The sequence below is a fragment of the Nitratiruptor sp. YY08-10 genome, assembly GCF_016629565.1.
In the GTDB taxonomy this organism is placed as follows: domain Bacteria; phylum Campylobacterota; class Campylobacteria; order Campylobacterales; family Nitratiruptoraceae; genus Nitratiruptor.
This window is the reverse complement of sequence record NZ_AP023057.1, coordinates 1450487-1474490: the sequence shown is the minus strand read 5'-3', so window position 1 is coordinate 1474490 and position 24004 is coordinate 1450487. Positions and strand designations below refer to the sequence as shown.

At 40.1% G+C, this 24004-nt stretch carries 27 protein-coding genes; 17 read left to right on the top strand and 10 right to left on the bottom strand.

What is annotated here, in order from left to right:
• Positions 1 to 2 precede the first annotated feature (2 nt).
• Positions 3 to 518 carry a phospholipase D-like domain-containing protein gene (locus JG735_RS07840; protein WP_201334519.1) on the bottom strand — a complete coding sequence of 172 codons (516 nt, stop codon included), beginning with the start codon at positions 516 to 518 and terminating at the stop codon, positions 3 to 5.
• Between the two features lie 77 nt (positions 519 to 595).
• Between JG735_RS07840 and JG735_RS07835 the strand changes: the two genes are divergently transcribed.
• From JG735_RS07835 to rsfS, 5 genes are all read left to right on the top strand, one after another.
• Positions 596 to 1519, top strand: a complete 924-nt coding sequence (locus tag JG735_RS07835) for a hypothetical protein (RefSeq protein WP_201334518.1) — start codon at positions 596 to 598, stop codon at positions 1517 to 1519.
• Between the two features lie 2 nt (positions 1520 to 1521).
• Entirely contained in the window at positions 1522 to 2145 is a 624-nt protein-coding gene (gene gmk / locus JG735_RS07830; RefSeq protein WP_201334517.1) for a guanylate kinase, read from the top strand.
• Between the two features lie 68 nt (positions 2146 to 2213).
• Positions 2214 to 2450: a twin-arginine translocase TatA/TatE family subunit gene (locus JG735_RS07825; RefSeq protein WP_201334516.1), complete on the top strand. Its 237-nt coding sequence runs from the start codon at positions 2214 to 2216 to the stop codon at positions 2448 to 2450.
• Between the two features lie 33 nt (positions 2451 to 2483).
• Positions 2484 to 4067 (top strand): arginine--tRNA ligase, encoded by a 1584-nt coding sequence (gene argS / locus JG735_RS07820; protein WP_201334515.1) that lies wholly within the window; start codon positions 2484 to 2486, stop codon positions 4065 to 4067.
• A gap of 1 nt (position 4068) precedes the next feature.
• Complete coding sequence (rsfS, locus tag JG735_RS07815; RefSeq protein WP_012082864.1) at positions 4069 to 4404, top strand: ribosome silencing factor; 336 nt, start codon at positions 4069 to 4071, stop codon at positions 4402 to 4404.
• Here rsfS and nadD read toward each other — a convergent pair.
• Complete coding sequence (nadD, locus tag JG735_RS07810; RefSeq protein ID WP_201334514.1) at positions 4382 to 4915, bottom strand: nicotinate (nicotinamide) nucleotide adenylyltransferase; 534 nt, start codon at positions 4913 to 4915, stop codon at positions 4382 to 4384. The genes rsfS and nadD overlap by 23 nt on opposite strands.
• 75 nt (positions 4916 to 4990) lie before the next feature.
• Here nadD and gap point away from each other — a divergent pair, with 75 nt between their 5' ends.
• From gap to JG735_RS07775, 7 genes are all read left to right on the top strand, one after another.
• The gene (gene gap, locus JG735_RS07805; RefSeq protein WP_201334513.1) at positions 4991 to 6004 is read left to right on the top strand and encodes a type I glyceraldehyde-3-phosphate dehydrogenase; all 1014 of its coding nucleotides are present in this window, start codon (positions 4991 to 4993) and stop codon (positions 6002 to 6004) included.
• The gene (gene pgk / locus JG735_RS07800; RefSeq protein WP_370583473.1) at positions 5982 to 7184 is read left to right on the top strand and encodes a phosphoglycerate kinase; all 1203 of its coding nucleotides are present in this window, start codon (positions 5982 to 5984) and stop codon (positions 7182 to 7184) included. The genes gap and pgk overlap by 23 nt, the downstream gene beginning before the upstream one ends.
• Positions 7181 to 7879 carry a triose-phosphate isomerase gene (locus JG735_RS07795; protein ID WP_201334511.1) on the top strand — a complete coding sequence of 233 codons (699 nt, stop codon included), beginning with the start codon at positions 7181 to 7183 and terminating at the stop codon, positions 7877 to 7879. Before pgk ends, JG735_RS07795 begins: the two co-directional genes overlap by 4 nt.
• Positions 7879 to 8700, top strand: a complete 822-nt coding sequence (gene fabI / locus JG735_RS07790) for an enoyl-ACP reductase FabI (RefSeq protein WP_201334510.1) — start codon at positions 7879 to 7881, stop codon at positions 8698 to 8700. The genes JG735_RS07795 and fabI overlap by 1 nt, the downstream gene beginning before the upstream one ends.
• 76 nt (positions 8701 to 8776) lie before the next feature.
• Positions 8777 to 9970 (top strand): porin, encoded by a 1194-nt coding sequence (locus JG735_RS07785; protein ID WP_201334509.1) that lies wholly within the window; start codon positions 8777 to 8779, stop codon positions 9968 to 9970.
• 86 nt (positions 9971 to 10056) lie between these two features.
• Positions 10057 to 10608, top strand: a complete 552-nt coding sequence (locus JG735_RS07780) for a DUF3157 family protein (protein WP_201334508.1) — start codon at positions 10057 to 10059, stop codon at positions 10606 to 10608.
• Positions 10605 to 11561 carry an ABC transporter permease gene (locus JG735_RS07775; protein ID WP_201334507.1) on the top strand — a complete coding sequence of 319 codons (957 nt, stop codon included), beginning with the start codon at positions 10605 to 10607 and terminating at the stop codon, positions 11559 to 11561. Before JG735_RS07780 ends, JG735_RS07775 begins: the two co-directional genes overlap by 4 nt.
• Positions 11562 to 11564: 3 nt before the next feature.
• Here JG735_RS07775 and nusA read toward each other — a convergent pair whose 3' ends face one another.
• Positions 11565 to 12680, bottom strand: coding sequence for a transcription termination factor NusA (gene nusA / locus JG735_RS07770; RefSeq protein WP_201334506.1), 1116 nt, complete (start codon positions 12678 to 12680; stop codon positions 11565 to 11567).
• 158 nt (positions 12681 to 12838) lie between these two features.
• On the opposite strand from nusA, the gene JG735_RS07765 reads away from it, so the two are divergent.
• The 5 genes from JG735_RS07765 to JG735_RS07745 are packed head-to-tail and all read left to right on the top strand — an operon-like array spanning position 12839 to position 16577.
• Positions 12839 to 13084, top strand: coding sequence for an HP0268 family nuclease (locus JG735_RS07765; protein ID WP_201334505.1), 246 nt, complete (start codon positions 12839 to 12841; stop codon positions 13082 to 13084).
• Positions 13081 to 14382: a tRNA (N6-isopentenyl adenosine(37)-C2)-methylthiotransferase MiaB gene (miaB, locus tag JG735_RS07760; RefSeq protein ID WP_201334504.1), complete on the top strand. Its 1302-nt coding sequence runs from the start codon at positions 13081 to 13083 to the stop codon at positions 14380 to 14382. Before JG735_RS07765 ends, miaB begins: the two co-directional genes overlap by 4 nt.
• A gap of 5 nt (positions 14383 to 14387) precedes the next feature.
• Positions 14388 to 15017, top strand: a complete 630-nt coding sequence (locus JG735_RS07755) for a lysophospholipid acyltransferase family protein (RefSeq protein WP_201334503.1) — start codon at positions 14388 to 14390, stop codon at positions 15015 to 15017.
• 11 nt (positions 15018 to 15028) lie between these two features.
• Entirely contained in the window at positions 15029 to 16063 is a 1035-nt protein-coding gene (locus JG735_RS07750) for a hypothetical protein (RefSeq protein ID WP_201334502.1), read from the top strand.
• Positions 16053 to 16577: a hypothetical protein gene (locus JG735_RS07745; protein WP_201334501.1), complete on the top strand. Its 525-nt coding sequence runs from the start codon at positions 16053 to 16055 to the stop codon at positions 16575 to 16577. The genes JG735_RS07750 and JG735_RS07745 overlap by 11 nt, the downstream gene beginning before the upstream one ends.
• Here the strand turns inward: JG735_RS07745 and tilS are convergent.
• Genes tilS through JG735_RS07710 form a run of 7 tightly spaced genes read right to left on the bottom strand, consistent with a single transcriptional unit; the run spans position 16528 to position 23941 of the window.
• Entirely contained in the window at positions 16528 to 17517 is a 990-nt protein-coding gene (gene tilS, locus JG735_RS07740) for a tRNA lysidine(34) synthetase TilS (protein ID WP_201334500.1), read from the bottom strand. The genes JG735_RS07745 and tilS overlap by 50 nt on opposite strands.
• The gene (rimO, locus tag JG735_RS07735) at positions 17498 to 18805 is read right to left on the bottom strand and encodes a 30S ribosomal protein S12 methylthiotransferase RimO (protein WP_201334499.1); all 1308 of its coding nucleotides are present in this window, start codon (positions 18803 to 18805) and stop codon (positions 17498 to 17500) included. Before rimO ends, tilS begins: the two co-directional genes overlap by 20 nt.
• Positions 18802 to 19854 carry a GGDEF domain-containing protein gene (locus tag JG735_RS07730; RefSeq protein WP_201334498.1) on the bottom strand — a complete coding sequence of 351 codons (1053 nt, stop codon included), beginning with the start codon at positions 19852 to 19854 and terminating at the stop codon, positions 18802 to 18804. The genes rimO and JG735_RS07730 overlap by 4 nt, the downstream gene beginning before the upstream one ends.
• A gap of 10 nt (positions 19855 to 19864) precedes the next feature.
• Positions 19865 to 20317 (bottom strand): SsrA-binding protein SmpB, encoded by a 453-nt coding sequence (gene smpB / locus JG735_RS07725; RefSeq protein ID WP_201334497.1) that lies wholly within the window; start codon positions 20315 to 20317, stop codon positions 19865 to 19867.
• On the bottom strand, positions 20314 to 21075 hold the full coding sequence (locus tag JG735_RS07720; RefSeq protein WP_201334496.1) for a 4-(cytidine 5'-diphospho)-2-C-methyl-D-erythritol kinase: 762 nt from the start codon (positions 21073 to 21075) through the stop codon (positions 20314 to 20316). Before JG735_RS07720 ends, smpB begins: the two co-directional genes overlap by 4 nt.
• Positions 21072 to 21899, bottom strand: coding sequence for a tRNA pseudouridine(55) synthase TruB (truB, locus tag JG735_RS07715; RefSeq protein ID WP_201334495.1), 828 nt, complete (start codon positions 21897 to 21899; stop codon positions 21072 to 21074). The genes JG735_RS07720 and truB overlap by 4 nt, the downstream gene beginning before the upstream one ends.
• Positions 21896 to 23941: an ATP-dependent helicase gene (locus tag JG735_RS07710; protein WP_201334494.1), complete on the bottom strand. Its 2046-nt coding sequence runs from the start codon at positions 23939 to 23941 to the stop codon at positions 21896 to 21898. Before JG735_RS07710 ends, truB begins: the two co-directional genes overlap by 4 nt.
• Positions 23942 to 24004: the final 63 nt, after the last annotated feature.

Here is a 24004-nt window from a genome sequence, read left to right as displayed (position 1 = left end):
TCTCAATAGGGCTTCGCTTTGCGAAGCATTCTCGCAAACATCTTCTTGGCTTTTTTTGCCATGGCATAATCTTTCACAAAATAGAGTGTCTCATAATTTTTTCCAAATGCGGAATAGCTCCAGTTGGCTGAACCAAATATGAGCCATTTATTATCTATGATGGCAAGCTTCATATGCATCTTTCCGTAATATTCTCTTTTTTTGTTATATCTGCCTTTCAATGTAAATACCTCGATATTTTTATATTTTTGCAGACAGCCTATTTGAGAATAGGGGTTGTTTCTGTTTTGTTCTTCATCGGCAATGATAAGAACATGTACGCCTCGCTTAGCGGCATTTTTGAGATGTTTAGCTATGGTTTTGTGCGTAAAACTGTATATAGCGACGGCAATTTCATGATTGGCATGATCAATTTTTTGTAAGAGTTCTGTCTTGGCTGCTTTTGCTTCGAAAGGAAGAAGATAGAGCGATTGAGCATAGAGCGACAGACCCAAAAACAGAATGATCAAAAAACGCATAACGATCCTTTGCGAAAATTAATAATATTAAAGCAAAAAGATTATAAAATTATGCAAAAGCCTGTCTGGGAGAGAGAATGAAGCTTCTACTTATCAATAACAATCCCGTCGTCAACAGAATGATGAACATCGGTGTTCCAAAAGCCGGTTACGAACTCGAAAGTATAGAAAATGTCAATGAGATTCCCAGCGGAACATATGAAGTTGTCATTATTGATGACGATCTGTATGATGAAAATCTTTTGGAACTTATCAAAGAGAAGATTGATTACAAAAAGATCGGTATTATTGCTTCCAATGCGAAAAATTTTGAAGATCAGTTCGACTTCGTTCTACCCAAACCTTTCTTGCCGACAGATCTTGTAGAGTTGCTTCGCAAAGTTCAGCAAGAGATTATGCATACAGGCGAACAAGAGCAAGAAGCACCTCTATCCGAAGAAGAGGTTTTGGAGGCGCAAACTTCTGAAGAAGAGAAGCCTGAAGAGGTATCTGTAGAGGAAGAAGTCCAAGAGGAAAAACCTGCAGAAGAGTCAATGCAAGGAGAGGAAGAAGTTTCTGAAATCCCGACAATACAGCCAGTTGAGCGTGAAGAGCCGTTAGTGGAAGTAGAAGAGGAGGAAGAGGAGCCCCCATTTGTAGAAGAGACAATGGAAAAAAGCGGTGTTTTGGATGAGGAAGAAGTTAAAAAGGTGAGCGAGCTTTTGGAAGAAGAACCGGAAAATGAAACCGCTACTGATGAAAGTAGTGCTGAAGAGATATTGACACATTTTGATGAGGAACCGAGTGAGGAGCTTGAGGAGAGTCCAGCCTTACTAGAAGAATCAGAGCATATGCCAAAAGCCGATTCGTCTACTGCTGAAAAGATGGAAGACAAGAGCAAAGAGGAGAGTGTTCAAGCAGTAGCACAAGGGCTAGAAAAATTGGATATTCATGCTTTGAAAACTTTGCTTGATGGTATGCAGCTCGATATCACGATCAAAATATCCTTTCCAAAAGAGTGAGTATGTTTCAAAAAGGTGCATTGCTCGTTATTTCGGGTCCAAGTGGAGCAGGAAAAAGTACGCTTATCAAAACGATTCTAGAGCATATTCCAGATGTCTATTTTAGTATTTCCACTACAACGAGGCCCAAACGGCCAAGTGAAGTGGATGGGAAAGACTACTATTTTGTCTCGAAAGAGGAGTTTGAAAAAGAGATAGAACTCGGCATGTTTTTGGAATGGGCCAATGTGCACGGCAACTACTACGGTACCTCTTTGCGACCCGTAAAACATGCGGTAGAAGAGGGAAAACTTGTTCTTTTTGATATCGACGTCCAAGGATTTGATTCGATCAAAAAAAGCCAATTTTCTTCTTTGGTGACATCGGTGTTTGTGACGACGCCTACAATGAAAGAACTTCGCTCTCGTCTTGAATCTCGAGGGACAGATGATGAAGCGACGATACAAAAACGTTTGCAAAACGCTCTCAAAGAGATGGAGTGGATGCCTCAATTTGATTTTATCTTGATCAATGAAGAGTTAGAACAATCCAAAGAGCACATTTTGGCTATTGCAAAAGCAGCCAGACTCAGGCGGGACAAAGAGGAGATTGAGGCCTTTATCGAGCAGTGGAGAAAAACTGATTAGCCAAGCCTTTAAACCTCATATTAAGAAAGTTTGTGTATTATTTTACATAATCTATTGAAGGAGTACGTATGGGTATGCCAAGTATGCCGGAACTTCTGATCATATTGTTGATCGTTGTACTACTGTTTGGAGCAAAAAAGATTCCAGAACTGGCAAAAGGGTTGGGAAGCGGAATCAAAAATTTCAAAAAAGCGATGAAAGAGGATGACGAGGAGATCGTTACAGAGAATAAAAAAGAGATTGAAGAGAAAACTACTGCTTCTGCTACAAAAACGACCGCAGATCAAGACACTACAAAAGCATAAGAGGGAACTCCCTCTTATTCAAAGGACTTGCCATTGAAAAAAAGAGTTCAGTCAGAACTGTCTAAATTGAGTGATAAGAGTATTATCCTTGAAAAGCCACGAGACAGGCAGTTTGGACACTATGCAACGCCGATCGCTTTTTCTTTAGCCAAAGAGCTTCGAAAGTCTCCTATGCAGATTGCTGACGAATTGGCCAAATCCTTTGAAAGTAGTTCCATCTTTGAGAAAGTGGAGCCGATCAAGGGGTATGTCAATTTCAAATTGAGTGAACCCTTTTTAGATGAGTATGCAACATGGGCGCTTAAAAATGAATCGGAATTTGGCAAAGATGAGCAGGGAGAATCGATTCTGCTCGAATTTGTCAGTGCAAATCCAACGGGACCTTTGCATATAGGTCATGCCAGAGGTGCGGTTCTTGGAGAAGCCCTTGCAAGATTGGGAAAACATCTTGGCAATGAGATTGTCAAAGAGTACTATATCAATGACGCCGGTAATCAGATCTATCTTCTTGGTCTTTCAATCTATCTTGCCGCCAAAGAGGAGCTGGGTCAAGATGTGCAGTGGCCCCAGGAGTACTATAGGGGTGACTACATCAAGGATTTGGCAAAAGAGGCGATTGAAGAGTTTGGCAAAGAGGCTTTCACTGACGAAGCTTTGATAGAAAAGCTCAGTGAATGGGGCAAAGAGAAGATGATGGAACTGATCGTCTCCAACTTGGCTGCTGTCGATATTGAATTTGACCACTTTGTAAGTGAGAAAGCGTTGTATGAGAAGTGGGATGAAGTGTTTGCTATACTCAAAGAGCATGATGCCGTGTATGAAAAGGATGGCAAAGTATGGCTCAAGTCGAGCGAGTATGGAGATGAAAAAGATAGAGTTGTCGTGCGTGAAGATGGCAGGCCAACCTATCTAGCCGGAGATATCATCTATCACTATGACAAATTCAAACGGGGCTTTGATCGCTATATCAATATTTGGGGAGCAGATCATCACGGATATATCGCAAGAGTAAAAGCGGCTATAAAATTTTTGGGATTTGATCCTGACAAGTTGGAAGTATTGCTGGCGCAGATGGTCTCTTTGCTTAAAGGTGGAGAGCCATATAAGATGAGCAAGCGTGCCGGAAACTTTATCCTGATGAGTGAAGTAGTGGAAGAGATTGGGGCGGATGCCTTGAAATTTATGTTTTTAAGCAAAAAGGCCGATACCCATCTGGAGTTTGATGTGGATATGCTCAAAAAAGAGGATGCATCCAATCCTGTCTACTACATCAATTACGCTCATGCGAGAATCAATTCTGTTTTGGAAAAAGCCGGGAAAAGTGCAGAGGAAGTGATCGATACATCTTTGACAGATCTCAATGAGGATGCAAAAGATCTTTTGTTCGAAGCGTTGATTTTGCCAGAAATCATTGAAGATGCCTTTGCAAAGAGGGAGCTGCAACGTCTAACCGATTACCTCAAAGCTCTTGCAGCCCAATTTCACAGTTTTTACAACAAGCATAAAGTGATCGGTTCAGAATATGAAGATCGCTATCTCAAACTCTTTTTGGTGGTGGCTCTTTCCATACGGGTCGGATTGAGACTGCTTGGAATCGAAGCGAAAAAAAGGATGTAGCGTGGGAATTGAAAAAAGAGCGAAACGTATTAAAGAGGTGATCGAAGATAAAAAAGGAGAGAATGTCGAGATTATCGATACTTCCAAAGGGGACTACTTCGTCGATCGGGTGATTGTGGGAACCTCTCTAAGCGACAGACACACTGCAGCTCTTCTGGATCACCTCAAAGAGAAGCTCAAACCCGAAGGTGAGGAGTTTTTGAAGGTGCAAGAGGGGGAAGAGTGGATTGTAATTGATTTAGGAGATATCCTCATTCATCTTATGACCGATGCGTATAGGCAAAAATATCGCATTGAAGATTTTTTAAAAGAGCTTATGAGCGGTAAAAACGAATAATCTCTTCTGCCACAATTGGTGGCAGATAGCGCTTTTTTGGATGAATTCTCAGTTCAGTTGAACTGATATCTACATGGACCTCTATTACTTTATATTTCTTTGATACTTTGTACCCTTTTCTCGTAGCGACGACGAACTCTACAAGGTGAGATAGTTTTTGATACTTGTACCATTTGTGAAGTGTCGGAATATTGTCGCTTCCTATGATGTAATAAAGCTTTTTTGGAGCATATTTTTTGCGTAAAAACTCTACCGTCTCTATAGCATAGGTCGGTCGACCTTTTCGGACTTCATAGTCGCATATTTTGACTCGCTCATATGGCAAAAATATCTTTCTTAGCCATCGTAAACGAAGCGATGGGGAAGCTTGAAAAGATGTTTTGAAAGGATTGAGATAGGTTGGAACAATGATCACATAGTCTGTATCCAGTTCTTTAAGGGCTTTTTTTACAATTGCGATATGACCCTTATGGGGTGGGTCGAAACTGCCGCCAAAAATTGCAATTTTCATTTTTTAACCTTATTCATTTAACCCAAATTATAGTTAATTTTCGTTAAAATCTATCAAATTTTTTGAAGGCGGTGAATGGCTGTACGCATTGGGATCAACGGTTTTGGGCGTATCGGAAGAGCGGTAGCGAGGAATCTTTTCCAAAGAGATGGGTTTGAACTCGTGGCTATCAACGATTTGATGGATACATCAATGATGGCATATCTTCTGCGATACGACTCTGTCCATGGTCCATTCCCAGATGCCGTAGAGACTTTGGATGAAGATAAGTTGAAGATTGATGGGAAAGAGGTTTATGTTTCTCACGCTTCATCACCAAAAGAGATCCCCTTGCCGCAGGTAGATGTCTTGATCGAATCGACTGGACGATTTTTAAGTAGCGATCTTGCATCCGGCCATCTTCGCTATGCCAAAAAAGTGATTATTTCAGCTCCTGCAACAGATGAAACGGTAACCTTTGTATATGGAGTCAATCATTCAGACTACAAGGGCGAAGAGATCATCTCCAACGCAAGCTGCACCACCAATTGCCTCGCTCCGATTGCCAAATTGATCGATGAAGCCTATGGCATTGAAAAAGGGCTTATGACCACAATCCATAGCTACACAATTGATCAAAATCTTCTTGACAGCGACCATCAACGAGATATTAGAAGATCTCGTGCCGCTGCGGTGAATATGGTGCCAACAACGACAGGGGCAGCAAAAGCGATCCATAGGGTTTTGCCAAATTTACAAGGCAAACTCCATGGCAGAAGCGTTCGGGTCCCGGTGCCTGATGTTTCACTGATGGATCTGGATCTTCATCTGAAAAAGAGTACAACAAAAGAGGAGCTAAACGAGCTTTTTATCGAAGCTTCAAATGGAACGATGAAAGGGATACTGGGAGTCGATGACTCTTTCATGGTTTCGCAAGATGTGGTGGGAAAAAGCTTTAGCAGTATTGTAGCCCTTGATTTGACCCAGGTGATAGGCGGTGACATGGTGAAAGTCATGAGCTGGTATGACAATGAATGGGGATATGCCAACCGTCTTTTGGATATGGCGCACTTTATAACAAAGGAGTATCATGAACATAAAATCGATTAAAGATCTTGATCTCAAACCCGGAAACTCGGTATTTATCCGTTGCGATTTTAATGTCCCGTTGGATGAGTATGGCAACATTACAGACGATCGAAGAATCAGAGAAGCCCTACCGACAATTCGCTACTGCCTCGATCATGACTGTAAAATAGTTCTTGGAAGCCATCTTGGACGACCGAAAGGATTTGATGAAAAGTATTCTTTGAAACCTGTTGCCAAAAGACTCCATACACTTTTGAAACAAGATATTATAATGGCCCAAGATGTAGTGGGTGAAGATGCAAAAGCGAAATTTTCCAATCTTCAGCCCGGTGAAATTTTGCTCCTTGAAAATCTTCGATTTGAGCCGGGTGAGACGAAAAATGATGAACATTTTGCAAAAGAGCTGAGTCAGTTTGGCGAATTTTATGTCAATGATGCCTTTGGTGTCAGCCATAGAGCTCACGCTTCAGTTGAGGCAATTACACGATTTTATGATCAAGATCATAAAGCGGCTGGATTTTTGCTTTTAAAAGAGATCAAATATCTCTATAAAATATTGGAAAATCCGACAAGACCATTTATGGCCATTGTTGGCGGAAGCAAGGTTTCAGGAAAACTTGGTGCTTTGATCAATCTTTTACCAAAAGTGGATAAACTGATTATTGGTGGAGCGATGGCCTTTACCTTTTTGAAAGCTTTGGGATACGAGGTTGGAAAAAGTTTGGTAGAAGATGATTTGATAGAAGAAGCAAAAAATATTTTAAATCAAGCCAGAAATAATGGCGTGAAGCTTTACCTTCCGGTGGATTTTGTCGTTGCACCCGAACTTGATCCAAATGCGCCGGTTAAGTATGTTACTTTCCAAGAGATTCCAAAAACATGGATGGGACTCGATATTGGTCCGGCCTCTACGAGGCTCTTTAAAGAGGCACTCGATGAGGTGCAAACAATTATATGGAATGGTCCAATGGGGGTTTTTGAGATCGATAAATTTGCGCGAGGCAGTATAAAGCTGGCCAACTTTGTAGCAGAAAGTTTTGCAACAAAGATCATTGGGGGTGGAGATACCGCAAGTTTGATCAGCAAAGCGGGTGTGGTAGACGAGATGACATTTATCTCGACTGGTGGTGGAGCGAGCCTTGAACTTTTGGAAGGAAAAGAGCTTCCAGGTATCAAAGCGTTGGAAGTAGGTGCGTCATGATACTTGCAGCCAACTTCAAGATGAACCACACACGAGCTTCTACGAAAGAGTATATCCAGAGGCTCAATGCATATGGAAAACAATCCGGCATTGATATTGCCCTCTTTCCACCAGCAACTGCTCTTGATCAGTATGAAACATTTGTCACTATCGGGGCACAAAATGCCTATGCTGCTGAGCATGGCTCTTTTACAGGCGAAATAGGTTTGGAGCAACTTCAAGAATTTGGCATAACAACGCTTCTTTTGGGACATAGTGAGCGAAGGCATATATTTAATGAATCACAAGAGCTTATTGCCAAAAAGTTTGCATTCTATAAAGAAAGAGGCTTTACGATCTACTACTGTCTTGGAGAGACGCTACAAACCAGGCAAAAAGGTTTTTTGGCAATTCAAGAGCTTTTACAAAGTCAGCTTGAAGGTATCGATACAAACTATGAAAATCTCGTAATCGCCTATGAGCCCGTATGGGCTATTGGTACGGGAGTTGCTGCAAAACCGGAAGAGATAGAGGAGGTTTTGGCTTATCTTGCATCACTTACAGATGCTCCACTCCTTTATGGCGGTAGTGTGAAGCCAGTGAATATCAAAGAGGTGCTTTCCATACCAAAATGTGATGGAGCGCTCATTGGTACAGCAAGTTGGGATGTAGAGAATTTTATAAAGATGATAGAAATAGCAAAGGAGATGAGATAATGGGGTTGATGGAAGGGAAAAAGGGACTGATTGTAGGAGTTGCAAATAATAAATCGATTGCCTATGGCATCGCGAAAGCGTGTCATCGAGAGGGTGCGGAACTTGCCTTTACCTATCTTAATGATGCCATCAAAAAAAGGGTAGAACCGATTGCAAAAGAGTTTGGCAGCGATAAAATCTATGAACTTGATGTAAGCAAGCCGGAGCATTTTGAGAATCTTCAAAAGTCTATAGAGAAAGATTTAGGTAAGATTGATTTCTTGGTACATTCTGTAGCGTTCGCGCCAAGAGAAGCTCTTGATGGTCGATTTGTCAATACAACCAAAGAGGCTTTTGAAATAGCGATGAATATCTCTGTCTATTCCCTTTTGGAACTTACTCGAACAGTGCTTCCGTATATGAATGAAGGGGGAAGCGTCCTTACACTGAGTTATCTTGGAGCTGTACGATACATTCCCCACTATAATGTGATGGGTGTAGCAAAAGCGGCACTGGAGGCGAGTGTACGGTATCTTGCGGCAGATCTTGGCCCACAAGGCATTCGAGTCAATGCAGTAAGTGCTGGGCCTATCAAGACGCTGGCTGCAAGCGGAATAGGCGATTTTCGAACGATTCTAAAGTGGAACGAAGTTAACGCACCCCTTCGAAAAAACGTTACTATCGATGAAGTGGGCAACAGTGCTATGTATCTGCTCAGTGATCTTGCCAGCGGAGTGACAGGGGAAGTACACTATGTAGATGCCGGATATCACATCATGGGCTTGGCTGAAGTAGAAGAGATTGATGGCAAAACCTGTATACTTTGGGATCGCTTAAAGTAAAGATAAGATAATTTAAATTTAAGGATAAGGGCGCTATAATACCCTTTGACAAATCAAACTTGAAAAAGGAGTACGAATGAAACTGGCAAAATTGAGTCTTGCTGCGATCGTAGCACTAGGCGTAAGTGCATTCGCTGATGTACAAAATGTAAAATTTAGTGGAGATGCAAAACTTTACTATGGAACTGATGATAGTGGAAATAATGATCTATTTGATCAAGCAAATTCTGCAGGTCAAGTTGCTCTTGATTTAGCAGCTACAGCTGATGTTGGTGATGGAGCTAAAGCCAAGTTGGCTATCACTATGCTCGATACCCTTGGCCTTGAAAATAATCTCGTTTCTAATGTTTGGGAAGGTAATGCTCAAAATCAATGGTGGGTAAGTGAAGCTTGGCTAGCAAAAACTATCGGCAACACTACAGTAAAACTAGGACGGCAAGAAATTGATACACCTTTGGCATTTACTGAAAAATGGTCAATAGCTAAAAATACTTTTGATGCTGCTGTCGTTTTGAACAATGATCTTCCTCAAACAACTTTGGTAGCTGCTTGGATTGGACAAGGAAACAATGCAGGAAGCTTAGGCACAACTACATCTGGTGCATATGCTGGCATAGTAAATACTGCAAATGCATCTACAGATCCTTTTACAACATTTGCAACTGAAGGAGCATATGCAGTAGGTGCTATTACAAAAGCAATTCCAAATACGACTGCACAAGTATGGTATTACAATGTAGCAGAAGTAGCAACTGCATGGTGGCTTCAGGCTGATGTAGATCTTAAAGAAGTTGCGTCTGGTCTTACATTCGGTGTACAGTACGCAAATATTGACCCAGAAGCAACAGGGGCTGATAATGCTTCAGCATGGGCAGTTAAAGTAGGTTATGGTATGGAAAACCTCAATGTTTCAGCATCTTATTCATCAGCAGACGAAGATGGAGCTGTACAAGTTGCAAATGTTGCAGGACAACAGACAAAACTATATACAGAAGCATGGTGGAACTATGGATGGGTAGGACGAGCAGGTGCTGATTCTTTCCATATCGATGCTTCTTACAATATGGAAAATATAGCTGATTTTGCTGCTTACTACACATATGCTGATGTAGATACAGCTACTGTTGATGATAGTATGACAGAATTTACTGTAACAGCAAGCAAATCTTTCGGTAGCCTAGATGCAACAGTTGCATACATCTATACTGACATCGATTCTGCAACTGATGATGTAAACACTATCCAAGTATACCTTACTTACAACTTCTAATTAACTTTCGGGCTTTGCCCGAAATATTTCAAAAACGTTTAAACTCCTCTTGTGTATAATCTTTAAAATTTACTCAAAGGCTTCCAATGAAAAAAATAGCCTCGACTTTATTAATTGCAGCAACATTGTTTGCAGGAAACTACATTACCCTTGATAATGGAAAAGTGATCGAACTCAAACCTGATGGTACATGGCAAGAAGTCAAGGTTGTCAAAAAAGGCTCTGAAACTATTGCCATCAAACCAAACGGAACCTGGGAGAAAGTAGAAGCGAACAAAATAGAAGCAGCAAATAAATTGCAAACGGCAGTGGATAAAAAGTATAAAGATGAGCCGCTTGTAAAAACATTGCTTGGGAAATGGTCCGGTGATGGTATAAGCTACAGTTTTTCATCCGATACTGCAGTACTTAAAATGAAAGTCGGCCACAACTACAAAACGATTACAGGAAAGTGGATCGTTGAAAACGTTGACAAAAACAAAAATATTGTTACCGTCAATATTGGTGAGGGTGCAAGACTCGGATTCTTGACGTTCGGTGGAGATATTCGAAAATTGAGAGTTGTTGATTCTAATACTATCGAAGATATCACAGACAGATTTGATGGAAAAGTCTATACGCTCCACAAAGTTCGATGAAAAAACTTCTTATCAGTAAGCTCTTCTACCTTGTGTGGATGATGCTTCTGATATCACTCATCTCATTTTTTGCCATACATCTTGCACCCAACTCTTTTTTCAGTGCAGGTGAACTCAATCCAAACATCACAAAAGAGACTTTAGAGCATCTTAAATCTATTTATGGCCTTGATAAGCCTCTTTGGCAGCAATATCTCTCATGGCTTGGTGCGATGCTTCATTTTGATTTTGGCGTCTCTTTTGCTTCGGGAAAACCAGTTATCGATGAAATATTGGATCGAATCGGTGTGACACTTGGGATCAATCTCACGGCAATGGTCTGTATCTTTTTTTTGTCACTCTATTTGGGTATTCAATCCGCTTTGAAAAACGATTCATGGTTCGATAGATTTGTGCAACAGCTCTCACTACTTTCATTTTCTATGCCTTCTTTTTATTTAGCACTCTTGCTCATTATCTTTTTTTCCGTCAAATTTCATATCTTTCCATTGACCGGACTTCACTCTATGGAGCCAAAAGAGGGACTAGCATACTATCTCGATATCGCCTGGCATCTGGTATTGCCTGTATTTGTGGTTGTCTTTGTGGGATTTGGGACATTGACGCAGTATGTACGTTCGCTTGTTATTGAGATTTTAAAAAGCGATTATATCTATTTTGCAAAAGCGCGTGGCGCAACGCAAAAAACAATCATCAAAAATTTTATTTTGCCAAATCTGAAACCTCCCATCATTACCGTTTTAGGCTTGTCCCTGCCAGGTATTATCGGAGGAAGCGTTATTTTGGAATCGATCTTTTCCATCAATGGAATGGGCCTTCTTTTTTATCAGGCTGCACTTTCAAGGGACTATCCGGTTATTATGGGTATCATGATTATCACCGCTTTTTTGACACTGCTTGGAAATATTTTGGCCGATATTGCGTTATGGAAACTCAATCCCTACGCAAAGTAGGGATCACTCTTTGAAAAGATCTTGTAGGGTAATCGTAGGCTCCTCTTTTTGCTCTTTGGTTTCATTTGCTTTTTCAGTTGTGCTTTCTGTTTCTATAAGTTCTATGTCGAAACCGGTAAGCATGGAAGCGAGGCGTATATTGATACCGCTTTTCCCGATAGCTTTGCTTTTTTGATCGCTAGGCAAGGTAACGATAGCTTTTTCGCCCTCGATCTTTACGGATGTGATAATTGCGGGTGAGAGGCTGCGAGCGACAAATATTTCAGGAATTGGTGAATACTCTATACAGTCTATATTTTCGCCTCGAAGCTCCTTGCTCACTGCGTTGATTCGAACCCCTCTGACACCTACACAGGCTCCGACTGGATCGATTTTCGGGCTGTGGGAGTTCACTGCAACTTTTGCCCTTTCACCCGGGATTCTTGCTACTTTTTCGATGGTAACAAGACCATCTTTGATTTCAGGGACTTCCAGTTTCAAAAGCTCTTCCAAAAATTTTGGTGTTGTTCGTGAAAGTTCCAAGTAGATGCCGTTGATTTTGTCGAATACCACACGTTTCAATATCGCTTTGACCACATCTCCCGGTTTAAAAAATTCACCTTTAATGCGATATCTTTTAGGAAGTATTCCTTTGACTTCATCAATTTCTACATAAGTATTCTCTTCCTCATCCACGCGTGTTACAGTTCCGCTGATGATGGTACCTATTCTTTGCTTATATTTTTCAAAAAGCTGCTGCTCCATAAGACGTTGGATATGGAACTCTATCTCATTATGTAAGCGCATGGCTGCTGTTCTGCCAAGTTTTTCAAATTCGACAGGATAACGCAGCTCATCACCCACTTCAACGTTTGGATTGATCTCTTTGGCTTCTGAAAGGGTGATGTAACGCTCTGGCTCTTGCGTTGCGCGTTCATCTCCATCTTCTACGACCAAAATTTTTTGAAAAACCTGAATCGATTTTGTAGCTGGATCTATTTCTGCTTCGAATTCCAGATCTTCTCCAAGAACTTTTTTCGCCGTATTTTCAAAAGCTTTTTGAATCGCCTCTTTGACTTGTTCTACAGGTAGCCCTTTTTCAAGGGCAATAGAATCTATAATATCGACTATTTTTTCCATATGATTTCTAACCTTTTGTGATTTTTTTTTGCAGAGGATAATTTGAAGTTACGGTATTCTACTGAAATATAACTTTAGAAACCATTAAGGTTATCTTATAATAGAAGAAAATTTTGATATAATATCTAACTTCATTATAACAGAACAAAAGGGATAGGATGGAACTCAAACTTGCACGTCAGGAGCTGAGTAGCAAACCAAAAACGATCAGTGTGGAAAAAATAGAAGAGGCAGTACAAAAAGAGGGAAATAAGATATTCTATTTTGATAGAGAAAATTCACATAAAGATCTTGTAGAACTTGTTGAGTATTTTGAAGAAAAAGGCTATAGTGTCTATTTTCGAGAAGTCAAGTATGGTTTGGATGAGAATGACTATATCTATGAGGTGCATATCTTAGCATGAAAAAAAGACTCTATATCGAAACTCTTGGATGTGCGATGAATGTTCGTGACAGCGAACATATCATTGCGGAGCTGACTCAAAAAGAGGATTATGAATTAACTCAAAACCTGCAAGAAGCCGATCTTATTTTGATCAATACCTGTTCAGTCAGAGAGAAACCGGTTCATAAGCTCTTTAGCGAAATAGGTTATTTCAACAAAAAGAAAAAAGAGAGTGCAAAAATCGGTGTTTGCGGCTGTACAGCAAGCCATCTGGGAGATGAGATTATCAAAAAAGCACCATATGTCAGTTTTGTTTTGGGTGCGAGGAATGTCTCTAAGATCCGTGATGTCATAAAACGGGAAAAGGCAGTTGAAGTTGATATAGATTATGACGAGAGTACATACGCGTTTAGCGATTTTCGAACGTCTCCTTACAAAGCGTTTATCAATATCTCCATAGGATGCGATAAAAAATGTACATTTTGCATTGTTCCAAATACAAGAGGAGAGGAGATTTCCATCCCGCCCGAACTTATACTTCAAGAAGTTCAACGAGCAGTTGATACAGGGGCAAAAGAGATCTTTTTATTAGGACAAAACGTCAACAACTACGGAAGAAGATTTAGTGACAAAGCAAGAAAAATAGATTTTACTGACCTTTTGCGAATGGTAAGCGAAATAGAAGGTGTACGAAGGATACGCTTTACTTCGCCGCACCCCTTGCATATGGATGATAAATTTTTACAAGAGTTTGCGAAAAACCCAAAAATTTGCAAATCGATGCATATGCCATTGCAAAGTGGCAGTACAAAGGTATTAAGGGATATGAAGCGCGGATATACTAAAGAGTGGTTTTTGGACAGGGCTATGAAACTGCGTGAAATGGTTCCGGACGTTCATATCTCAACGGATATCATCGTCGGTTTTCCGGGAGAGAGCGAAGAGGATTTTGCAGAAACGATTGATGTGGTTCAAAAGGTTCGGTTTGAGCAGATTTTTAGTTTCAAGTATTCCCCAAGACCATTGACACCTGCAAAAGATTACGAAAATCAGGTCCCAGCAGAAGTAGCGAGCAAAAGGCTTTCTTACTTGCAAGATCTCCATCTGCAGATGCTTGATGATATCAGCGAACAAGAAAAAGGCAAAGTGTACGAAGTTTATTTTGAAGAGCTCAAACCCGGAGGATATGTGGCTGGACGGACAGATAACAACTGGATTGTAAAGGTGAAAGGAAGTGAAGAGCTATTGGGAGAATTTAAGAATGTACGGATTACAAAACCTGGAAGATTGTCTCTTGAAGGAGAGCTTGTAGGCTAGAATGTATGAAAAAAGAGACAAAAAGAAAAATCCTCTCTCTCCTTCTCCCTCCAATAGGCGCATTTTTTATACGTTTGCTCTATCTCACATGTAAAAAAGAGTTTATTTTAGAAGGCGACATTCCAACGAAGCCCTTCATTGTTGCATTTTGGCATGGTGAACTTTTAATGATGCCTTTTTTGTATAAAAAAATACGACATAATCATCCTATTGCTGTTATGATCAGTGAACATTTCGATGGAGAGCTGATTGCAAAAACGATACGCCATTTTGGTTTGGAATCCATACGAGGCTCTACAAAAAAAGGTGGTGCGAGAGTTTTGATATCTGCCATGAAAAAAATGAAAGCAGGATATGATATCGCCATTACTCCGGATGGACCCAGAGGGCCAAGACACAGTGTAGCTCCAGGAATCGTTGTGCTGGCACAAAAGATGCAAGCTCCTATCGTTGTCTTTCACTATAGTACTGATCGGTTTTGGCAACTTGGCAGTTGGGATCGATTTATGATTCCAAAACCTTTTTCAAGACTGACTTTTTATGTCCGACAACCATTAACGATAGAGAATATGAGCGAAGAAGAAGCTAAAGCGTATATAAAGAAGCAAATGTTACAATATAGCAACGAGCTGTAAAAGGGAGGCGGGTGGAGCCAACATGTATCCTCATCGATAGCGCCAATCAAAAGCCGATTCATGAGATCTCTTCACAAGATCTTACAACGGTTTCCCACGGCTCATGGGGTGTTTCCATCCCAAAAGAAGTCCTTGAATCCCTTCATACTCCTGTTGTCTCTCCTTTTAGTGCGTTGTGGTACTACTATAAACAATCAAAAGAGAAAAATACGCTCTATCTCGCTCTTTTGGAAAATTATAACTATTATGCAGTTTTTGATGATGAGAATCTGTTGTATTATGAGATTCGCGATGCTACAGAACATCTGCAAGAGGGTATTGAAGAGTTTTTGCACCATTTTTATGAACAGGAGGGCAGTTTCTTTGTCGAACGGATTAAAATTGTTTCCTTTGTGGAAAACAATATTGATAAAGAACAGCTTCAAGAAGCAGTGCTGTTAGATATTGAAGAGATCGAACCAGATGCAAACGAGATCTGCAAGAATGAAGATTTTCTCTTTAAACCTTTGGAGAGTGAAATCAAACAAGAGGTCAGTGAAGAGAGTGAAATTGAGAAAACGGAAGAAGAGCCAAAAAAGAAGAGTCGATGGAATCTCTATTTTTCAATCGTTACCATTTTGATCATAGCTTCATTGGCACTCTATGAGTGGTATCTTCGCAGTTCAATTGCAAACTATTCCAAAAAAGTACAAAATGTTATAGCTCAAGAAGAGAAGATAGGAAATAAAAACAATGAATTGAAAGTAAAACTGATGCAATTGACAAAAATTGCTCCTGTTGTAAAAACGCTGAATGAGCACAATAAAATGGTTATAGAAAGGGTGCGAGAGGTTTTTAATCTTGTAGGAGACCATACCTATCTGCTTCGAGCCGAGTTTGGGAAAGACTCCTTGATCCTTGAGGGTGTCAGTACATCTGCAATAGAAATCAAAAGAATGGATGTCAAACTTAGAAGCCGCTTTATAGAGGGAAAAGTCATACAAAGTAAGAAAGGAAAAAAGATCTTCTTCAAAGCAGTATACAAAGGAGGGGTTTATGCTCGATAAAATAAGCACCTCCTTACTGACTAAACTGTTGATGGTATTGGCGCTCTTAGTGGGGTTGTATATTGCGATTGCTTTTTTCATTACGCCGGATTTGGATACCTTGGTTCATCTGAAAGAGAAATACAAAACGCACAAAGTGCTTTTGGATTATGCCGAGCAAAATAGAGCATATCTGGAGAGTGAACTGAAAAAGTATAAAGAGATGGAAGGATATCTCGAGCCTGTGACGAAAGAAAGAGCTATTGCTTCTATCAAGAAAAAAGTGCATCTTGTAAATATGACGAAAATCGGTACCAATCAGTATGAAGAGTACAATATAACGCGATATGCGGTGACTGCAAAAATAATTTCTCCAAAAGTGCTTTATAGTCTTGTTGATTCTTGGCAAAAGCAACATCTCCCTATTATGATAGATTATCCGCTCTCTTTTCAACGAGTGGATAGCGCGATAGAGACCTCGTTCGTTATTGGTCTGTATACGTTTGGAAAAAATCGGCAGGAATCGAAGCGCTAAGGATATATCCCCGAAGAGGTTTAGGGATTCTTGCTCTTCTCAATGCTTCTTTACTTTTTTTGTCCATCTTTCTTTGCACAAAAGGCGCAACGATAATCCACTCTTGTGTAATAGCAAATGCATATTTTGAAGCGATGACGCCCTCTTTTTGCCGTAGAATCTCCTCTTTTTGTGCACTACTGAGGAGATATCCGAGTTTTTTGAAAAGTCGATCAAGAATTCTTTTATTCATATAGTCATTGTGTGAGTTGGCGGCGAAATAGAGCTCTTTATAGTTGTGGATTTGTATCTTCTCTTCCAAGATTTTCTTATCTTCCAAAAGGTAACGAAAGCTTTTTTTGACGCCATCACCGAAATGCTTCATGAAAGGATCACTGAAATTGTGCCGTATATAATTTCGAAAAAAAGTGTCTTGCAAGTTACTCTCATCTATAAAATAGGGGATTTTTTTGGCTTCAAGATAGCTTTGCAATTCAGATTTTTCAACAAAGAGCAGAGGTCTTACAATGGTATAATCTTTTCTGCTCGTGGTAACATCCATACCGACAAGTTCGTATAGACCAGCACCTTTGCCAAGCTGCATCAAAAACCATTCCAGTTGATCATTGAGCTGGTGGGCTGTGATGAGATTGTGATATCCCTCTTTTTGAATGATCTCATCGAAAAACCGGTATCGAATATTACGTGCCTTTTCTTCGATAGATGGAGGCTCTATAGTGACCTGCTTTGCAAAGATCTTTTTTTTATATTTTTTAGCCAGTTCAACGGCATATACCACTTCATCCTTGCTTTGGGATCGAAGTCCATAATCGACGATAGCAATATCAAAATCGATATTTTTTTCTAAAAGAAGGAAAAAAAGAGCAGTAGAATCGACTCCTGCTGAAAAAGCGAGGAGGTTTTTTTTATTTTTGAGTAGATCAAGCCCTGATAGTTCCAACCAGCTTGTCTCCTACCCGTTCATGTACATGAACTTTATACAGATTGCCGATTTGAAGATCGTCAATGTCGCTGTCATTGATCAAAATCTCCCCGTCAACTTCCGGAGCCCATATCTTTTGACGTCCGCTCAAAAGCAGTTCGCTCTCTTCACTCGTTCCATCAAGATAGCACTCAACCGTTTTGCCAAGATCCTTTTCAAGACTTTTTATCTGCTGTTTGTTTACTATTGCATCTAATATTGCGAGGCGCTCTTCCACAATTTCCTGTGGAATTTTTTCTTCCATTTCAAACGCTTTTGTCCCCTCCTCATCACTGTAGGCAAAAAGATTGATTCTATCAAATTCAAAATTTTCCAAAAATTCCACAAGTTCGTGAAAATTTTCTTCGCTCTCTCCCGGATGGCCGACGATAAGACTTGTTCGAAGGAAACTTCCCTGAATTGTACGCATTCTATAAAGAAGCTCTTTTGTTTTTTGTGCTCCTATGCCTCTTTTCATTTTCTTTAACAAAGAATCACTGATATGTTGTATTGGCATCTCATAGTAGTTGACAAAAACAGGGGAGTTTGCAATGGCGTCGATCATTTTTGGTGTTGTTGTAGATGGGTAGAGGTAAAGAATTCTTGCACTTATAATCCCCTCTATTTTTTCCACTGCCTGGATCAAATCTACCAACCCCTCTTGGATACCGAAATCCCTTAAATAGGAACTACTATCTTGCGAGACGAAAGTGAAGTCTTTATATCCTTTTGCCACAAGATTTTTGATTTCTTGGACGATATTTTCGATAGGGCGTGATTGGAGTTTACCCTTGAATGAAGGAATGGCACAGAAGCTGCATTGCTGGTTGCACCCTTCGCTCAGCTTGATGTAGGCATGATAATTTGATCCGGTAATGATTCGCTCTTCTGATCGGATCAGATAAACCTGATCGCTAAAACTGCTTTTTCGTTGCCGAATCAATTCATCAATCTTAGCATAGTCGCCAACGCCTGTAAAAATATCCACTTCTGGCATCTCTTTTTGGAGTTCCTCTTTGTACCGTTCACTGAGGCATCCTGCCATAACGAGGATAGAGTCTTTTTTCCTTTTGCTGTGCAGATCAAAAACGGTTTGCAGGCTCTCCTCTTTTGCCGGACCTATAAAACCACAAGTATTGACGATGATAAGATCAGCTTCTTCAGGGATTTGCGTCATCTCATATTCTGGCAACCGTCCGAGCATAACCTCGGTATCCACAAGATTTTTCGTACAGCCTAAGGATACTACATAAAGCTTTTTACTCATTTGGCTATCACCATATTCTTTCCATTTCTTTTTGCCGCATACAATGCTTCATCTGCACGTTGTATGAGCGAATCCATCGTATCTCCTTTTTGGACCTGCGCAACACCGATACTTACAGTGAAATTCAGATCCCCTTCTGCTATGGGTATAGTTCTGTTTTCGACCGTTTTTCGTAGCCGCTCAGCAATGATTTTTGCTTCATCTAAAGAAGTTTCAGGAAGTAAGATGGCAAACTCTTCTCCACCGATACGTGCAGGGATATGGGCAGAGTGTAAAAATGTTTTAATAAGGCTTGAGAGATTTTTCAATACTTCATCTCCCAATAGATGGCCATATGTGTCATTTATCTTTTTAAAGTTATCGATATCCAGAATAATAAGAGAAAAGGGTTTTCCATCTGTTTCATTGAATTCTTGAAGAAGTTTTTGAAAATACTCTTCAAATTTTCGTCTGTTGAAAAGTTCTGTCAAATAATCAAATTCGGCTTTGTTTTTCGTATCTCTGAGTTCCCTTCGTAGATGATTGATCTCTTCATAATATTTTTTGAGCTGGTCGTTGAGTTTGGAGTTTTCCTTCCTGAGTTCTTCGACGTTTTGAAGAATCTCTTTGAGATATTGTACGATCTGGGGATCTGCTGCTTGATTCTCTTTTTCTTGTAACGCTTCCGTACGATCTTGTAATGTGTTGTTATGTGTATCGATGGTAGATATGATTTGAGAAAGCTTCTCTTCGAGACCGCTGGCAATTTTTTTGAGTTTGATACGGATCTCTTCATCCTCTATTTCATGTACCTTTTTTGGTGTTTTTTGAAAAAGCTGTTTATAGTACTGAAGAATTTCGCTGTCACTCAAGGTCAGATCGTTCTCCTGGACATAGCAAAAAAGTTCAAACCATCGAGCATAATTTTCAGGAGTCATCAAGATATCGTTTTTGACCATAAAGCTGACAACTTTTTTGACAATGAATCCGATCTCTTTGAGATCCTCTTTTGTTAAGCGGATATCATGCTGTAATTTTTCAAGAATCTGACATTTCTTCTGATTTTCCATATACTCTCCGTTACCTGAACTCTTTCATTGCAGCTTTGGCTTCTCTATCCATGATTTTTTTCTTTAGACTTTCGCGTTTATCGTGTAGCGTTTTTCCTTTTGCAAGGCCAATTTCCAGTTTGGCAATATTTTTCTTATTGAAATAGAGCTTCAAAGGTACTATAGTATACCCTTTTTCGCTTGTTTTTCCTATAAGTTTATCGATCTCTTTTTTGTGCAAAAGAAGTTTTCTCGGTCTCTTTTCATCTGGTCTAAAATGAGGATTGGCCGAATCGAGATAGGAGATGTGCATCCCGAAAACAAACGGTTCTCCTTTGACAAATTTAACGAAACTATCTTTGAGATTGACGCGTCCTGCTCGAATTGCTTTGACTTCACTCCCCTGTAGAACGAGGCCGGCTTCATATCTTTCAATGATTTCAAAATCGTGAAAGGCTTTTTTGTTGGTGGCTATGACTTTCATTGCTTCTCCCTAAATAGGCTGCTTCCACTACCGCTGAGAAAATATTCTTCTTGATATTTTTGCAATACAGGGCAAAGATGCGCCGCGCTTTTGTACAGATCGTTTGCCTGCAATGGTGTATACTCTCGTACAATCTCTTTGGATGTTTGGTGTAGCATCGTTTCAGCTACTTTTTTTTGGATAGTATGGTAAAAATGTTGTCTAAAATGTGTATAAACTGCAGCAGTGTCACAGTACACAGAAGGTGTAAAAAGTTCAATTTCAGGAATCTCATCTTCAAAGGGTTCGATCACCTCTCCGATTCCTTTTACATTTGCCGCTGGCAGTTTCGAAATGAAAAAAGGAACATCTGCGCCTATGCTTGCACCTATTTGCATCAAATCTTTTTGATCGATTCCCAAAGAGAGTATTTCATTGGTCATTAGTAAAAAGGTTGCCGCATCACTGCTTCCTCCACCTAGACCAGCGCCTTGGGGTATATTTTTGTTTACGACTACTTTATGTGACTGAAAAAACGCATCCAATTGTCTGTTTTGTGTAAACTCTTTGAGTTTTTGATAGGTTTTGTAGATGAGATTGGATTGCAAAGGAATATTCATTCCTTCAATTGTAAACTTTTTTTGTTGACAAGCAACGAAAGTGATCTCATCAAAAAGCTTTTCATAGCGGATAAAACGTGAGACGATTTCGTGATACATGCCTCTTGTACCAACAATTTTTAAAAAAATATTGATTTTTGCTACCGCTTTTCGTTTCATTGCCACTTTCTTGGAATCTGATTGAGCAGGTATCGCACTTTTGCCTTCTCAACGCGAATAATAGCAAAAAAATCGTCGAAGAGAATGTGGTATTCCCCTTCTTCTTTATATTCAAGATCATCGAGGGTGAGTTTTACACCATGAAAAATCTCCTCTTTGCTTTTTTTGACAAAGTTTTGTTTTGTACGAAGATACTGCACCGGATCGAGGGGCTTTTCGTTCTCATAGACAAATTTTCCTTCTGCAAGCCTCTCGAGATAAGAAAGAGTGCCAGAAAATCCGAGTTTTTGGGCAATTGCTTCAGCCAGACTTCTGATGTATGTCCCCTCGCTCACAGTTGCCTCAAATGTGACAAATGGATGACGATAATGCACAAAGGTAATCTTTTCGATGGTGGATGTAACGGGTTTGAGGTCGATCTGTTTGCCTCTTGCTGCGAATTGATACGCTCTTTTTCCGCCAATCTTTTTGGCACTGAAAAGAGGTGGAATATAGGTGAATTTGCCTACAAAGGAGTTGATGACATCTTTGATTGTTTCTTCATCAAGTGGTGGAACATCCTGGATCGATTCTATTTTTTCGATATCCAGGCTCGGACTTGAAGCTCCAAGCCAGATGGTGGCCCGATAACGTTTAGGGTATTTTTGCAAAAAGCGAAAAAGTTTTGTATACGCCCCAAAAGCGATGATGAGCGTGCCACAAGCAAAGGGATCGAGTGTACCGGAAAATCCTGCCTTTTTAACTCTATACCTTTTTTTTATCTTGTGCAAGAAGGCATTAGAGGATACAAAAGGGGGTTTGTAGGCTACAAAAAGTCGGTTCATGCCCGCTCCACAAAAGAGCTTAAAATATCACGCTGTTGGCCCGAAAAGTTGATTGTTAGTTTAAATTCTCGTCCTGCTTTGCTGACTCCGATGACACGTCCTATACCAAAAATTTTATGTTTGACAAGATCGCCTTTTTTAAATCCGACACTTTTTTCTATTTTTACGCTCGATTTGCATAGACCGGCTTCGCCCAAAAATCTGCTCTTTTCCAGATACGCCCTTCGTCCTTTGTAAAATCTGCTTTTTACGTGGGAGAGGACAAGACCTTTTTTAGCCCTCGTGATTGCTACGTAGCCAAGTCTGCGCTCCTCTTCGATATCGCACCCATCACCGGTCAAAGGGAAAAATCCCTCTTCCATCCCGATGACAAACAGATGTTCGAATTCAAGCCCTTTGCTTGCATGGACGCTCATAATGGAGACTGCTTCGCCGCCAATTTGGTCCTGGTCTGATTGTAAAGAGATATCATTGATGAAATCATCAAGAGAATTTTGAGGATTTTGTTTGATGTAGTCTCGAAACATTCCGTAAAACTCGTCAATATTTGCCACCCTTTCAAAGCCGTCAGGCAGTGCTCGATAGTACTCTTTGATACCAAGGGTTCTATCAAACTCTTCCAAAAAATTGTATAGACTCTCTTGGCTGAGTTCTTTGAGATATTTGATATTGTGAACGAATGTGAGGATGGTTTTTGCACTCTTTTTCCCGATGATTTGGGTCAGATCTTCCTCACTTGAATGCATAAGCATCTCTAAGATACATTCATGCTTTTCATTCGCTTTTTGTAAAAGCTTCTCATAGGTTGCTTTTCCGATACCCCGTTTGGGTCTATTGATAATGCGTTTGAGGGAAAACTCGTCGCACGGATTGGTAATGATGCGAAGGTAGCTAATGATATCTTTTACTTCTGCACGCTCATAGAAGCGGATTGCTCCAACAAGTTTGAAGTTGATTTTGAGTTTATTGAAAGCCTCTTCGATAGAACGTGAGAGTGCATTAATGCGGAAAAGAACGGCAATTTCACTTGGTCTTACACCCGCATCGATGAGCTTTTGCACTCTTTTGCCCACTTCCATCGCCTCTTCTTGCTCATCATGCAAAGCCAATATTTCGATATCGTTACCATCCTCCATGGTTGAGACAAGTTTTTTGCCGAGTCTGTTTCTGTTGTGCTGGATTAAACTGTTGGCTGCCTCAAGTATCTTTTTGGTGGACCGATAATTGTTTTCCAGTTTGATGATTTTGACATTGTCAAATTGGTTTGGGAACTCCAAAATGTTTTTGACATTTGCGCCCCGCCATCCATAGATGCTTTGGTCGTCATCTCCCACGACGCAGATATTGTTATGTTGGCTGCAAAGTTTTTGCACCAGTCTGTTTTGCAGCTCATTTGTATCTTGATATTCATCAATCATAATAAACTGATATTTGTTGCTGATTGTTTTGCACAGCTCTTCATCCTGCTCCAAAATGGTATAGGTTAGCACCAAAAGATCATCGAAATCTACAAGATTGTTTTCCAGTAAATATTCTTGATATCTTTTGTAAAAATTGGAAATTTTTTTAAAGTTTGGAAGTCTTGCACTTGCTATCGCTTCTTCAGGAGTGATAAGAGAGTTTTTGTATTTTGAGATCTCACTTGCAACCAAAGAGACGGGAAGGTCCGGTTTGAATGATTTAATAATTCTTTTTTTATCATCCGTATCAATGATCACGAAGTTGTTGTCACGTCCCAGTTTATCGATATGAAGCTTTAAAAAGAGCAGACCAAATTTGTGAAATGTACATAAAAGAGGTGGATAGAGAGGGTCATCTAACATAGAAAGAGCCCGTTCTCGCATCTCTTTTGCCGCTTTATTGGTAAAGGTGAGTGTGAGAATGGAAGCAGGATCGACACCGAGGCTGATCAGATAAGCGAGTCTAGTTGTGATAGTTTTTGTTTTTCCGCTTCCCGCTCCGGCAAGAATCAGTATGGGGCCGTCTACCGTTTGAGCAGCTTCTCTTTGTGCATCATTGAGATGTTTCAAAATTTTTTCCATTATGCTTCTTTGACTGTTTATTGTTTTATTAATTATTATATCAAATAACCACCTTAATCTGAT

Coding starts and splice junctions, on each gene's coding strand:
- JG735_RS07840 (WP_201334519.1), bottom strand. CDS start 518: ATGCGTTTTTTGATCATTCTGTTTTTGGGTCTGTCGCTCTATGCTCAA.
- JG735_RS07835 (WP_201334518.1), top strand. CDS start 596: ATGAAGCTTCTACTTATCAATAACAATCCCGTCGTCAACAGAATGATG.
- gmk (WP_201334517.1), top strand. CDS start 1,522: ATGTTTCAAAAAGGTGCATTGCTCGTTATTTCGGGTCCAAGTGGAGCA.
- JG735_RS07825 (WP_201334516.1), top strand. CDS start 2,214: ATGGGTATGCCAAGTATGCCGGAACTTCTGATCATATTGTTGATCGTT.
- nadD (WP_201334514.1), bottom strand. CDS start 4,915: ATGAAAATTGCAATTTTTGGCGGCAGTTTCGACCCACCCCATAAGGGT.
- gap (WP_201334513.1), top strand. CDS start 4,991: ATGGCTGTACGCATTGGGATCAACGGTTTTGGGCGTATCGGAAGAGCG.
- JG735_RS07795 (WP_201334511.1), top strand. CDS start 7,181: ATGATACTTGCAGCCAACTTCAAGATGAACCACACACGAGCTTCTACG.
- fabI (WP_201334510.1), top strand. CDS start 7,879: ATGGGGTTGATGGAAGGGAAAAAGGGACTGATTGTAGGAGTTGCAAAT.
- JG735_RS07785 (WP_201334509.1), top strand. CDS start 8,777: ATGAAACTGGCAAAATTGAGTCTTGCTGCGATCGTAGCACTAGGCGTA.
- JG735_RS07780 (WP_201334508.1), top strand. CDS start 10,057: ATGAAAAAAATAGCCTCGACTTTATTAATTGCAGCAACATTGTTTGCA.
- JG735_RS07775 (WP_201334507.1), top strand. CDS start 10,605: ATGAAAAAACTTCTTATCAGTAAGCTCTTCTACCTTGTGTGGATGATG.
- nusA (WP_201334506.1), bottom strand. CDS start 12,680: ATGGAAAAAATAGTCGATATTATAGATTCTATTGCCCTTGAAAAAGGG.
- JG735_RS07765 (WP_201334505.1), top strand. CDS start 12,839: ATGGAACTCAAACTTGCACGTCAGGAGCTGAGTAGCAAACCAAAAACG.
- miaB (WP_201334504.1), top strand. CDS start 13,081: ATGAAAAAAAGACTCTATATCGAAACTCTTGGATGTGCGATGAATGTT.
- JG735_RS07755 (WP_201334503.1), top strand. CDS start 14,388: ATGAAAAAAGAGACAAAAAGAAAAATCCTCTCTCTCCTTCTCCCTCCA.
- JG735_RS07745 (WP_201334501.1), top strand. CDS start 16,053: ATGCTCGATAAAATAAGCACCTCCTTACTGACTAAACTGTTGATGGTA.
- rimO (WP_201334499.1), bottom strand. CDS start 18,805: ATGAGTAAAAAGCTTTATGTAGTATCCTTAGGCTGTACGAAAAATCTT.
- JG735_RS07730 (WP_201334498.1), bottom strand. CDS start 19,854: ATGGAAAATCAGAAGAAATGTCAGATTCTTGAAAAATTACAGCATGAT.
- smpB (WP_201334497.1), bottom strand. CDS start 20,317: ATGAAAGTCATAGCCACCAACAAAAAAGCCTTTCACGATTTTGAAATC.
- JG735_RS07720 (WP_201334496.1), bottom strand. CDS start 21,075: ATGAAACGAAAAGCGGTAGCAAAAATCAATATTTTTTTAAAAATTGTT.
- truB (WP_201334495.1), bottom strand. CDS start 21,899: ATGAACCGACTTTTTGTAGCCTACAAACCCCCTTTTGTATCCTCTAAT.
- JG735_RS07710 (WP_201334494.1), bottom strand. CDS start 23,941: ATGGAAAAAATTTTGAAACATCTCAATGATGCACAAAGAGAAGCTGCT.